Raw genomic sequence first — 11880 nt, forward strand, 5'->3', positions numbered from 1 at the left:
CATACGCTCCGTCGCGCCGGGCCCCGCAGCGCCGGAGTCGCCTGAGGTCCACGCTGCTCCGGTCCGGGCGGGTGAACAAGCGGTTGCCGCTTGTTGCCACGCCTCCTGCGCGGCCCGATCCGGCCCACCCCGCCGAGTGCGACGTCGCCCCGGTCATCGCGCGCGGGTGACCGGCGCAACGTCGCACTCGGCGCCGCGTCGGCGGCCAGCGACGGTGTCGCGGGTCAGGTCGGGTCCGACGGCGGGATGGGCCCGAACACCGGCAGCACCTCGGCCATCTCGATGTCGGCGGTCGCCTGGATGAGGGCCAGGAGCTCGGGGTCGAGCCCCGGCGAGAACTCCTCGAACCGCTCCTCGGCGATCGTGATCGGCACGCCCGCCGGCGCCTGCTCGGTCGCGTCGAGCTCGGTGCCGTCCTTCGACGGCGACATCCCGCGGAAGATCTTGCCCGCCTCGGACGCGCCCGTAAGGTCGAACGAGTACTGCTTGCTCTGCAGGCCCAGGTCGAGCAGCTTCTTGACCTCGGGGAACTTCTCGGCGTTCGTCTTGGGGATGGGCAGGACCTTGCCCCAGTCGACCCCGAGCGTCTCGAGCGCGCGGGCGTAGGCGTTCTCGTGCGCCTGGTCGCGGACGATGAGGTAGCTGATCGTCGAGCGGGCCGTCTTGTTGTCCGTCATCTCGTAGATGCGGCACTTCTGCAGGCGTCCCGTCGACTCGAGCATGAGGTTGTAGAGCAGGTCGAGCACGAGGTTGCCGGAGTTGTAGACGTAGGTGCCCGACCAGGGGTTGCCCGCGGCGTCGACCGGCAGCGCGCCCTGCGAGGCCACGAGGTAGTGGTGGATGTTGCTGTGGTCGAGCGCGATGCTCAGCGGCGTCGCGCCGCCCGCGCCCGGGGTGTCGAGCGGGTCCGTCTTCTTGCCGTTGTAGCGCGGCGAGCCGTCGAGCAGCCAGGCGATCGTGGTCCCGATCAGCTCGACGTGGCTGATCTCCTCCGTCCCGATGCCCTGGAGCAGGTCCCGGTACGGCTTCCCGGCCGGGCCGCGGAAGTTCATGCTCTGGAACAGGTACTGCATCATCGTCCGCATCTCGCCGAACTGGCCGCCCAGTCCCTCCTGGAGCGCGTTGGCGGCGGCCGGGTCCGGCTCGTCGGGGACGATCTCGTTGATGAGCCGCTGCACGTGCAGGTACATGCCGACCTCCGGGAGGTTCCACGGGACGGTGGCCGGTCGAACGGTGTGCGGCGCTGCCACCATCGGGACCTGATCATGGTCACCCGGCGCGGGTGGACCGGCATCTCGAGCCGTTCGGAGGGGTGGCCCTCAGCGCCGGGTCACCTTGCCCGTGAGGGACGCGACCGGTCCGAGGAACACCGGACGCGCGAGCACCCAGCCGGTGACGACCACCACGAGCGACGCGGCGAAGTACCAGAACCCGAGCCAGCCGCCGTCGTCCCGGGCCGCGTAGACGTGGTTGAGGTTGCGCAGCGCCCCGGTCGCGAGCACGAGCGTGACGTGCACGACGATGAAGAGGACGAAGTAGACCATCACCGGGAAGTGGAGGCGCCGGGCGAGGTCGAGCGGGAACCTCTTGCTCGCGCGGGTCCAGCGCTTGGACCACGCCGCGGACATGCGGAACCCCGTGATCGCGGCGAGCGGGGCGGCGACGAAGATCATCACGAAGTAGGCCAGGACCTGGAGCGCGTTGTAGCGCACCCAGCCGTTGTCCGTCGGCCAGTCCAGGGAAAGGTACTGCAGCCCGACCGACAGGGCGTGCGGCACGACGTCCCAGCTCGTCGGGACCACGCGCATCCACTGGCCGGTGACCAGCAGCAGGACGACGAAGACCACGCCGTTCAGCAGCCACAGCGCGTCGAGCGACAGGTGCAGCCACAGGGTCATCCCGATCTTGGTCGGAGCGCCCTTCGTCCGGATGAACCGCTTGTTGTCCCGGGTCCAGTACGCCTCGGGGCGCCCCGTGGTCCGGATGAGCCAGCCCGTCCGGATGATCAGCGCGAGGAAGAAGAAGTTCAGGAAGTGCTGCCACCCGAGCCACGCCGGCAGCCCGACCGGAGCCGCCTCGGAGGTGCCCCCGACGCCGGGATAGCGCTCGACGAAGTCGGCGACCGCGGGAACCGTCATGAGCCACCGCGCCAGGAGCACGACGGCGGCGAGGGCTACGAGCGCGACCACGGCCGCGGTCGCCGCACGGACCCACGGGCGGGTGGGCCTGCTGGTGGTCGTCGTCATGTGGTCCTTCGTCGGGTGCCCGGACGCCGCGCGTGGGGGCGCGGGCGGGCGGGTCGGCCAGGGTGCCCGCAAGCCTACGCAGCGGCCGCATCGCGGAGGTGCAGATCCGGACCGGGCGTTTCCCCGGGCGCGAGGTCAGGCGCGGCTCCGGAGGTCGCGAGCATGGGCGTACGCAGCAACCAGCGCGTCGTCCCAGATCCCGGTGGCCGGGCGACCGAGCGCGCGCTGGATCGCCGCTGTCGCGCGGTCGTGGGCACCGCGGGAGTCCCTGCCCCAGACGCCGTCGTCGACCACGCCGACCGCGCGCTGTGCGAACTCGACGCCGTGCGGGAAGGAGACGCCCATGAGGTTGCTGGCGGCCTTCACGGCCTCGAGACGCATGTCGGTGTCCGCACCCCACACCTGGTCGGGGACCGCGCGCACCGCCTGCTGGAGCGCCTCGGTCACGGCGTCGCCACCGCCCCGGGGCGTGAACGGCTGCGCGCCCAGGTGGCTGAACGGGCCCACGTCGACATGCAGGTGATTCTTGTGCTTCCCGGCCACTCCCTCCACGCCGTCCCGCGCGAAGATCACCGCGAGCCCCAGCTCCTGGGCGTGGTCGAGCGCTGCGATGAGCCGGTCGCGCTCGTCCGGGCCGTTCTTGTTGATGTCGGCGGCCTTGCCGAAGCCGCCGTCGGTGTCGAAGTGCCACGATCCCTGCGCATGCACGGGGTGGACCGCCGAGAACCCGTGCATCTCACCGACCGCGTACCCGTTGCGCTGCGCCCAGAGGGCGAACGTCACGAGCGTCTGCGTGGGTGAGAGCTGCTGTCCGAGCGCCATGGGAGGTTCCTTCTTCCTCACTCGTCGCGCGCCATGCCGACACGCTTCCTCGAGTGAGGGGCAGGCGCGGCCGGGCGGGATACGACACCCCGGCCAACGCCACCTCCGTCACGGTCGACGTGGCGCTCGCGGTCCTCGACCAGCGCGACCTCGCCGCCGGGCTGCGCGCCGCCCGCCGCCTGCGCGCGGCCGGGGCGAGCGCCGCACCCGGCCGGTCGGACCCGGCGTTCGGCAGCGCCCGCCACCCGTTGTACCGAGCGGCAATGCGCGGGGAGCCGCGCGCTACCGCTCCCGTGGCTCGACTCTCCGCGCCGCCTCGACCGCGGCCCGCACGAGGTCGGCGTCGGTGGTCTCGAGCGGGGCCGGCGTCCCGCCGCCCGGCCCGACCGGTCCGGGGTCGGGCCGTTCGGCCCGGGCGGAGAGGTGGACGCCGACGACGCCGGTGCTCGCGAGGGCGGCGACGTCCCCGGGGCGCACGCCTCCACCGGCCATGACCTGGACCGACCCCGCGTGCTCGACGAGCGCCGCCAGGCCTGTCAGGCCGTCGACCGCCCGCGCCGCCCCCGCGGACGTGAGGACGCGCGTGACGCCGAGCGCGTCGAGCCGCCGGATCACGGCCACGGGGTCGTCGACGACGTCGATCGCGCGGTGGAAGGTGACCTCCGCGCCGGCCGCGGCCTCCACGAGGCGTGCGATCAGCGGCTCGTCGAGCGTCAGGTCAGGCGTCAGCGCCCCCAAGACGACGCCGGCCGCACCCGCCGCGACCGCATGGCGGACCTCGGCGAGCAGCACGTCGGCCTCGTCGGCGTCGTGCACGAACCCGCCCGGGCGCGGGCGCACGAGGACGTGGACCGGGATGCCGACGTCGAGCACCGCGCGCAGCAGGCCGCCGCCGGGGGTGAGGCCGCCCGTGAGCCCGAGCGCGCTGCCCAGCTCCACGCGGTCGGCGCCGGCGGTGAACGCCGTGCGCGCACCCTGGAGGCTCTGGGTCGCGATCTCGACGGCGATCATGCGGGCGCGGTGCCGGGGGTTGCCGGGGGTTGCAGGGGACATGGTCGAGTGTCCCCGGTCCGCCCGCCGAACGGCCACTGGTTAGGGTCAGAAGGACCGCCCGCCCCCGTCGAACAGGAGGTCCGCGATGACCCGACCGGTCGACGACGTCGCACTCGGCGCCGCGCAGGACCCGCTCGTGCTCGCGGTCGACGTCGGCTCGACGGCGAGCCGCGGCGGGATCTACGACGCGACCGGCCGCCCGGTGACGGGTCTGCAGCACAAGGTGCCGCACGCCTTCACGGTCGCGCCCGACGGCACCTCCGTCATCGACCCCGATCAGGTCACCGCGGAGATCGAGCAGATCATCGACGCACTGACCCGGGACGGCGCGCTGGGCACCCGCATCGGGGGCGTTGCCATGGACACGTTCGCGGCGTCGCTCGTCGGGGTCGACGCGGAGGGTCGGCCGTTGACGCCCTGCCTGACGTACGCCGACTCCCGGTGCGCCGGTGAGGTCGCGGCACTGCGCGCGCAGCTGGACGAGAGGGCGGTGCACGACCGCACGGGGACGAGGATCCACACGAGTTACCACGCCCCCCGCCTGCGGTGGCTCGCGAGGTCGGACCCGCGCACCTTCGCGGCGGCGGCGGGTTGGTGGTCGCTCGGCGAGTACGTCTACCGGCGCCTCATCGGCGTCAACGCGGCCGGTACCTCCACCGCGGCCTGGACCGGCCTGCTGGACCGGCACACCGGCGGGCTCGATCAGGAGCTGGTCGAGGCGGCCGGAGCGCGGGCGGAGCAGTTCTCGCCGATCCACGACGTCGCGGACACGGTGCGCCCGGCCGCCGCGCCGAGGTGGCCGGCGCTGGCCGAGGCCCGCTGGTTCGCGCCCCTCACCGACGGGTTCGCCAGCAACGTCGGCGCGGGCGCGACCGATCCCACCGTCATGGCGGCGGCCACCGCCACGAGCGGCGCGCTGCGGGTCCTGCTCCCCGGACCCGCGCGTCCGCTGCCCTTCGGCATGTGGAACTACCGGGTCGACGCCGACCGGACGCTGCTCGGCGGAGCGCTGAACGACGTGGGCCGCGCGATCGCCTGGGCGACGAGCGCCCTGCGCCTCGACGGAGACCTCGGCCGCGTCGTGACCATCCCTCCGTCGCCCGCAACGCCGCTGGTGCTCCCGTACCTCACGGGTGAGCGCGCGCCGCACTGGGCCGGCGACGCCCGGGCCGTGATCACCGACGTCACCGCCGCCACCGACGGCGCGGCGCTCTTCCGCGCGACGGTCGAGGGGATCGCGATCACGTACGCGCGGGTCGCGGCGGAGCTCGAACCCGCCGCACCCCAGGCCGCGCAGATCGTGGCCTCCGGCAGGGTCAGCAACGACCTGCCGGACTGGCTGCAGATCCTGGCCGACGTCCTGGGCAGGCCGGTCACGCACGTGACGCTCAAGCGGTCCACCCTCCGCGGGACTGCCCTGCTGGCGCTCGACGTGCTGGCGCCGTCCACGCCCCGCGCCCCGCGCCCGACGGGTGCCACGTACGAGCCGGTCGGCGGTCGGGCCGACTACTACGCGGAGCGGGTGGCTCGGTTTGCCGAGGTGTACGACGCCGTCGTGGGGCGGTGATGAGAGAGGTATAGGTCATCTATGGGTGCTCACGCACCGGAGAGGTTTGCTGCGGCGTCTGCCAGACGAGCGAGCATGTACCCGGGTACACGCGAGCAACCGCCGGCCAGCCTCCCGGTCAGCTCGTCCTACGGAAAGCGCTGACTCCTTTCAGTCCACGCCCTCGGCGGCGAGCGCGTCGGTGAGCAGCCCGACCAGAGCCTCGAGCTGCACGTCGGTCGACGACGAGACGTCCTCGTCGCGCGCCCCGTCCAGCGCCCGGGCGGCCAGCCCCGACTTGCTGTCGATCAGCTCGGCGATCTTCGCGTCGATGGTCTGCGCGGCGATGATCCGCCACGCGGTGACGGGCTCGGCCTGGCCGATCCGGTGGACCCGGTCGATGGCCTGGGTCTGCTCGGCATCGGTCCAGGACAGCTCGGCCAGCACCAGGTTGGAGGCGACCTGGAGGTTCAACCCCACGCCGGCGGCCAGCAGCGAGCACACCGCGACCTGCACGTCGGGGTCGTTCGTGAACGCGGCGATGTTCTTCTCGCGCGCCTTGGGCGTCTGGTCGCCGCGGATCGAGGCGTACCGGATCCCGCGGTCGGCGAAGGTCTGCTCGGCCTGGTCCATCACGTCGACGTGCTTGGCGAAGAACACCACCTTGCCGACGTTGCGGGCCAGCTGGGCGGCGTAGTCGGCCGCCAACCCGGCCTTCGCCTGACCGATCCGACGGACCATCGTGAACACGTTCTCGCCACCGGCCTTCGAGCTCGAGTCCTTGAGCTCCGCCGCAGCCACCCGTCGAGCGAGCGCGACGTCGATCCCGTCCGCGACGGCGTCGTCCGTACGCGCCTCCACGGCCGACCGGTAGCGGCTGACCAGGCGTTGGGCGAGCGCGGCCTCGGCGGCGCGGAGCGAGCGGCCGACGGCGCCGTCGAGCTCGACGGGCAGGTCCGCCACCCGGCGAGCCGGGATGTCGGCAGCCACGTCGACCTTGCGACGCCGCACGATGCCCATGTCGATCACGCTGGTCCGCGCCGCGGCGTAGAACCCCGGGTCGGCCGGGGTGAGCCCGGTGTCCTCGAGGGCGGTCATGAGCCTGCCCAGCGGCTTGGTGTCGTCGATCCACCCGAGGAGCTGCCAGATCGCCCGGAAGTCCTCGATGTCGTTGATCAGCGGGGTGCCGGTGAGCGCCATCAGCAGCGGCCGGGCGGTCCGGGCGCGGATCCGTTCGGAGAGGGCGAGGACGTGCTGGGAACGCTGGGAGCCCTTGTTCTTGATGAAGTGCGCCTCGTCGACGACCATGCCCCGGAAGCCCAGGTCGCCGAGCCAGCCGACGTGCCGGTCGAGGAGCTCGTAGTTCACGATGACGACGTCCGCGAACGCGTCGACCCGCTCGCCGTCGCCGTGGACCACCGTGGCCCGACGCAGCGGCGTCCACATCCCGACCTCGTGCGCCCAGTTCGCCTTCACCACGTTGGGCACCACGACGAGCAGCGGGAAGGCGTCGGCCGCCTGGGCGGCGAGCAGCGCCTGTGCCGTCTTGCCGAGCCCGGGCTCGTCGGCGAGCAGGAACGTGCGATGGCCACCGGCGGCGGCCGCGACGACCTGTGCCTGGTGCGGCATCAGCTCGCGGCCGGGGGGAGCGAACACCGGGCCGCCCTCGGGAAGCGGCATGCAGGCGGGGGCGCCGGGGCCGGCGTACTCGAAGGACCGGAAGAGCGGCTCGAGCAGTTCCCAGCCGGCCAGCCGACGGGCCCGCGCCGCCGTCCGCTCGGCCGCGGCCTCGAAGTCAGGGGCGAGGAACGGGTTCGCCAGCCGGCGCGAGATCACCGACCGGGGCACCACCCGCTTCTCGGCGCCGGGCTCCGGCGCGGTCGGCGGAGCAGGCTCGGGCTCCTCGGGCGGCTCCAGTCCGCCGGCGCGCATCACGGTCGCCTTGAAGGAGCGCGCCGCGTCGGAGACCCGGGCATCGTCAGCGAGCAGCTGGAGCAGCGAGGTGTCACGGGCGGCGATCTTGGCCAGGAGGGTCGCCACGCCGTCGAGCCGCTTGAGCTGCTGCGTCCGCTGGGACGGGGTCAGGGCGCCGTCGGCCCGCACCCGGTCCCGCTCCTCGCGGACGAGCAGAGCCACGACCTGGAACTTGGTCCGCACCGCCGGGCGCGTCGGCGGTCGCTGCACGGCGCCGTCGACCTCGCGGGCGACCCCCGCGAGCACCGGGATGAGGCCTTCCTCGGAGGGACGCGGGGGACGACGGCGCTGCGCACCTGGGTCGGTACGCGCGCGGCCGGACCGGCGTTGTGCTGGTCGTCCCACATCTCCTCCTTCGTTGCGTCGGCGCTGCCGCCGAGGGGCAGCCCGCGGCTCGGGCGCCCCGCGAGCGTCGGCGTCGAGGGCCGCGACCGCAGCCGCAGGCAGTGAGAGCCAGGGCGCTCGGATCGCGGCCCCGGGCCGCGTTGCGGCAACCCCGCTCCCATCTGCTGGACCGGCCTCACGCCATGGTGAGCCGCCGCAGAACATCTCCGTGAACCGCCACGTGGCACGAACGGGCACGCTCGATCGACGGAGGACCTGAGCGTACCGCGACGGGTGCTGCAATCACTCCGATAGCTGGATCCCAGGATCGAGCGTCAGCGCTCTAACCCGACCACGTGCCAGCCGAAGCCGCGCCACCGAGAGGTGCACCGGAGCCCGGCCTCGGTGAGCACCCGCCATTGAGTTGCACAAACACCCTGTGCGCCGGGGCAGATTCGAACTGCCGACACCCGCTCTAGGAGTTCGATCTTGGTCCACACGGAACGCGCTGACCTGCGGAACTACACGCGGGTAGTTCGTCGGATGACAACGATCTGTCGTATGCGCTGACCACACGCTGACCACGCACGCCCGCCCGCCCTCGGCAAGCGAACCTTCGTCGTTGGGCGCGCCGCCGGCCCTCCGCGCGGCCAGGAGTCCAGCGACGGAGGGACGAGCCTGCGGGGCGATGGCAGTGCCTCCCTCTAGGATGCCCGTGTGGCCGGCAGACAGTTGAAGGAGATCTTCCGTGCGTACCACGCGCGGGACGACCTAGCCTTCCGTCGCGCGGCCCTGGAGATCATCGAGGAGGAACAGGCAAAGCATCACAACGCCCTGGCGCGCGACCTCCAGAAGCTCCTTGTTGCAGGCGGCCGCCCGGTAGATTCCGGATCGACCGTCGTGGTGCCTCTACCACCGAAAGACCGCGAAGGCGAGTGGGATCTCGGTGAGGTCCGGGAGCCAAACCGTCTGTTTGATGATCTTGTGCTCCACCCAAACGTCGCCACGGCGCTCGAGGGCATCGTGGACGAAGTTCGTAAGTGGCCATCGTTGGATGCCGCAGGAATACCGCGGAGACAAAAACTCCTCCTACAGGGACCGCCTGGCTGCGGAAAGACAACAGCGGCCGAAGCGGTGGCGGGCGAGCTCGGCCGCCCTCTGCTTATCGTACGGCTCGACGCAGTGGTGTCCTCATACCTTGGAGAGACCGCGAGCAACCTGCGACGCATCTTGGACTATGCAGATCAAGCGCCCTTTGTCGTGCTCTTCGACGAGTTCGATGCGCTAGGCCGATCCCGTGACGACGCTTCCGAGCACGGTGAAATGAAGCGTGTCGTGACAGCCTTTCTGCAGATGACGGACCGATATCGAGGGCCTAGCCTCCTGCTTGCCGCCACAAACCATCCGACGCTTCTCGACGAGGCGCTCTGGCGGCGGTTTGACGAAGTGCTTTCGTTCGGCCTCCCTTCCGTCCATCAAATACGGCGACTAATCCGACTACGACTGAGAAGCGTCTCGCACACAGGTATGGAAATCGATCGCTACGCGAGCACCTTAAGAGGACTGCCTCACGCCGCGGCGGAAAAGATGGTCCTTGACGCCCGGCGAAATGCCCTCTTGCGGAACTCGCCGGTTGTCGAGCGCGAAGACGCAGAGAAGGCCTTGCCGTTGATCACCTCGCGGCCCTGGTGAAGCGGTGCCCGAGCATCTTCTTTTGCCTGCGCCCCGGCCCACCGGGTCCCGACGCACGAGTCCTGCTGGCGGAGGGGCGCCCAGCCGGCAACAGGGGGATCACGGGCACCATCTACGTGACCAACTAGAGACCGCCCGCGCCCCGCGCCAGCTAAACGCGGGTGTCGACCCTGACCTCGTCTTCAAGATCAGGGCAGGATCCCGGCCGGAGGATTCAGCATTTGAAGGGCGCGGACTTCAGATCCTCGGCGAGACTGTCGACTATACGTACTTCGTGCTGGCCAGCGACCACGGAGAATCCCTCCATGCGGCCCTTCAGCTCTACGCGGCGACAGGCGAACTCCGCTCATTCTTTAATCAGATCGACAACATTGAACCATATGGGCCTGGTGACCGGACCGGTCCAGGATTAGACTCGCTCGAGCACAATTTCGCAGGTACACGCGTCATCGATGTGGCGGTTTGGCCGTCGGCAGCATACGCAGAGGCGCAACGTCGAGCAGCCATCGTTGAGACGATCGTCACGCAGAACGGCGGTGAAGTTCTACTTCGGTCGGTTTCGGCACGTAGAAGCTATCTTCGCGTTGCGACTACTGCACTTGGACTGGACGACCTCCTCAACACGAGCGTCGTCGAGCTGGTCCGAACCCCTCCCGTGCCGTTCCTTGACTTCCGCGACTGGCGTAGCATTGACATCGCAGCACTCACTAGGGCTCAGCAGCAAAGTGAAGTGGTCGGAGTGCTCGACGACTCACCCGAGTCGTCGCATCCCCTGCTAGCCGGGCTGGTGCTTTCAGACGAGTCCCTTGGTCCACCCGACTATCAGTGGCAGCAGCGCGGCACACACGGCACAGAGGTCGTCGGTCGGGTCGCCTTCCCCAGGCTCCACGAGGAGCTGCGCGACGCGCTTCCGCTAACTGCGGTCGGAGCAGTCAGAGTCGTTCGCATTCTCGAGCCCGATCCCGCTAGACCTGGCCACCCACCGCGGTTTCCAACGTTCGCGACACCGCACGAGTTAGTCGATCACGCAATCCGCCACCTGCACGGAACCTACGGGGTTCGGGTGTTCAACTTGTCGGTCGGATACTCCGAGCCTTTCAACGACCTCCACGTTGGGCCCCTTACCGAGACGATCGACGACCTCGTTCGCGAGTTGGGCGTCGTGGTCGTCGTCCCGACGGGCAACGCGCCGGCAGGCCTCGACGCCCGCACCCACAGCGGTCACCACATAATCAACGACAAACCCGAGTACTTCTTCAGCCCTGAGCATCGGTTGGCGGAGCCCGGCCCCGCTGCCCTCGCCGTCACGGTAGGAGCGCTAGCACTGAGCGGCGCACCAGCAGAGCTACCGGGCAGAGTGGGGTGGCTGGCGGCAGCCGACGCCGACGAGGCCGCGCCCTTCAGTCGCAGCGGCCCTGGCCTCGGGACCAGCAGCCGGCGGGCAAACAAGCCTGACGTGACCCACTACGGCGGAAACACCGTCATCAATGACGTTGGAAATGTCGTGCAGAACGACTTGGGCGCTTCCCTCGTCAGCACTTCGACCCAAGGTTCTGGCGGTCAACTCTTCGCAGCCGTGAACGGCACAAGCTTCGCCGCGCCAGCCGTCGCCCGAGTCGCGGCAGACATCGCATATACCTATCCTGACGCCTCCGCAAACCTTATCCGCGCGCTCCTCGCGAGTGGCGCTGAACCCACTGGGCCGGCCAAGACGCTACAAGAACATCACCGCCGCAGCCGTGTCTACGGGCTAGGACTGCCGACCGTTGAGCGGGCAACCACCAGCGAGGCTACACGCGTCACCATGACATATGACGGCTCAATGCCCGTCGACACGGTTCAGATACATCCCTTGCCCGTGCCTGAGGAGTTTCGTCGAGGCAGCCGCCGAGACAGGGTCATTAGTGTCGCCCTCGCCTTCGACCCGCCCGTGCGACGCCAACGGCGTGAGTACCTCGCCGGCACAATTAAGTTTGACGTGTATCGAGACATCGATCCCGACGAACTGGCTGCCATCCTCCAACGTCAGGACCCGGACGACCCGTCGGACATCATCGGCGATCGTCGACGGCTAAATCTTCAGCCCGGCGTTAACAGGCTCTTCGCAGTTGGGGGTGTAGTCCGGCGGTGAGGGTGTGCGGCGCGTCGCGGGGCGGGTAGAGGTCGAGGCCTTCCGATGATGGGAGTTCTCACACTGCCCATCGGGAAGACCTCGACGTGCTT

The 11880-nt window shown here is 70.3% G+C and carries 8 protein-coding genes; 3 read left to right on the forward strand and 5 right to left on the reverse strand.

What is annotated here, in order from left to right; all coding sequences use genetic code 11:
• Positions 1–224: 224 nt before the first annotated feature.
• From HIR71_RS12235 to HIR71_RS12250, 4 genes are all read right to left on the reverse strand, one after another.
• A complete protein-coding gene (locus HIR71_RS12235) occupies positions 225–1190 on the reverse strand; it encodes a manganese catalase family protein (protein ID WP_169325360.1) in 966 nt (321 codons plus the stop codon).
• Between the two features lie 129 nt (positions 1191–1319).
• Positions 1320–2246: a cytochrome b/b6 domain-containing protein gene (locus tag HIR71_RS12240; protein WP_169325350.1), complete on the reverse strand. Its 927-nt coding sequence runs from the start codon at positions 2244–2246 to the stop codon at positions 1320–1322.
• A 135-nt stretch (positions 2247–2381) separates the two neighbouring features.
• Positions 2382–3068: a hypothetical protein gene (locus HIR71_RS12245; protein WP_169325351.1), complete on the reverse strand. Its 687-nt coding sequence runs from the start codon at positions 3066–3068 to the stop codon at positions 2382–2384.
• A 282-nt stretch (positions 3069–3350) separates the two neighbouring features.
• Positions 3351–4121 (reverse strand): copper homeostasis protein CutC, encoded by a 771-nt coding sequence (locus HIR71_RS12250; RefSeq protein WP_249051830.1) that lies wholly within the window; start codon positions 4119–4121, stop codon positions 3351–3353.
• Positions 4122–4206: 85 nt separating this feature from the next.
• On the opposite strand from HIR71_RS12250, the gene HIR71_RS12255 reads away from it, so the two are divergent.
• Positions 4207–5688 carry a gluconokinase gene (locus HIR71_RS12255; RefSeq protein WP_169325352.1) on the forward strand — a complete coding sequence of 494 codons (1482 nt, stop codon included), beginning with the start codon at positions 4207–4209 and terminating at the stop codon, positions 5686–5688.
• A gap of 150 nt (positions 5689–5838) precedes the next feature.
• Here HIR71_RS12255 and HIR71_RS12260 read toward each other — a convergent pair whose 3' ends face one another.
• Positions 5839–7986, reverse strand: coding sequence for a DEAD/DEAH box helicase (locus tag HIR71_RS12260; protein ID WP_169325353.1), 2148 nt, complete (start codon positions 7984–7986; stop codon positions 5839–5841).
• A gap of 696 nt (positions 7987–8682) precedes the next feature.
• On the opposite strand from HIR71_RS12260, the gene HIR71_RS12265 reads away from it, so the two are divergent.
• Positions 8683–9657, forward strand: a complete 975-nt coding sequence (locus HIR71_RS12265) for an AAA family ATPase (RefSeq protein WP_169325354.1) — start codon at positions 8683–8685, stop codon at positions 9655–9657.
• Between the two features lie 274 nt (positions 9658–9931).
• On the forward strand, positions 9932–11788 hold the full coding sequence (locus HIR71_RS12270) for a S8 family serine peptidase (RefSeq protein WP_311836259.1): 1857 nt from the start codon (positions 9932–9934) through the stop codon (positions 11786–11788).
• Positions 11789–11880 lie beyond the last annotated feature (92 nt).

The organism is Cellulomonas fimi, from assembly GCF_012952065.1.
GTDB lineage: Bacteria > Actinomycetota > Actinomycetes > Actinomycetales > Cellulomonadaceae > Pengzhenrongella > Pengzhenrongella fimi_A.

Coding starts and splice junctions, on each gene's coding strand:
- HIR71_RS12240 (WP_169325350.1), bottom strand. CDS start 2,246: ATGACGACGACCACCAGCAGGCCCACCCGCCCGTGGGTCCGTGCGGCG.
- HIR71_RS12245 (WP_169325351.1), bottom strand. CDS start 3,068: ATGGCGCTCGGACAGCAGCTCTCACCCACGCAGACGCTCGTGACGTTC.
- HIR71_RS12235 (WP_169325360.1), bottom strand. CDS start 1,190: ATGTACCTGCACGTGCAGCGGCTCATCAACGAGATCGTCCCCGACGAG.
- HIR71_RS12255 (WP_169325352.1), top strand. CDS start 4,207: ATGACCCGACCGGTCGACGACGTCGCACTCGGCGCCGCGCAGGACCCG.
- HIR71_RS12250 (WP_249051830.1), bottom strand. CDS start 4,121: ATGTCCCCTGCAACCCCCGGCAACCCCCGGCACCGCGCCCGCATGATC.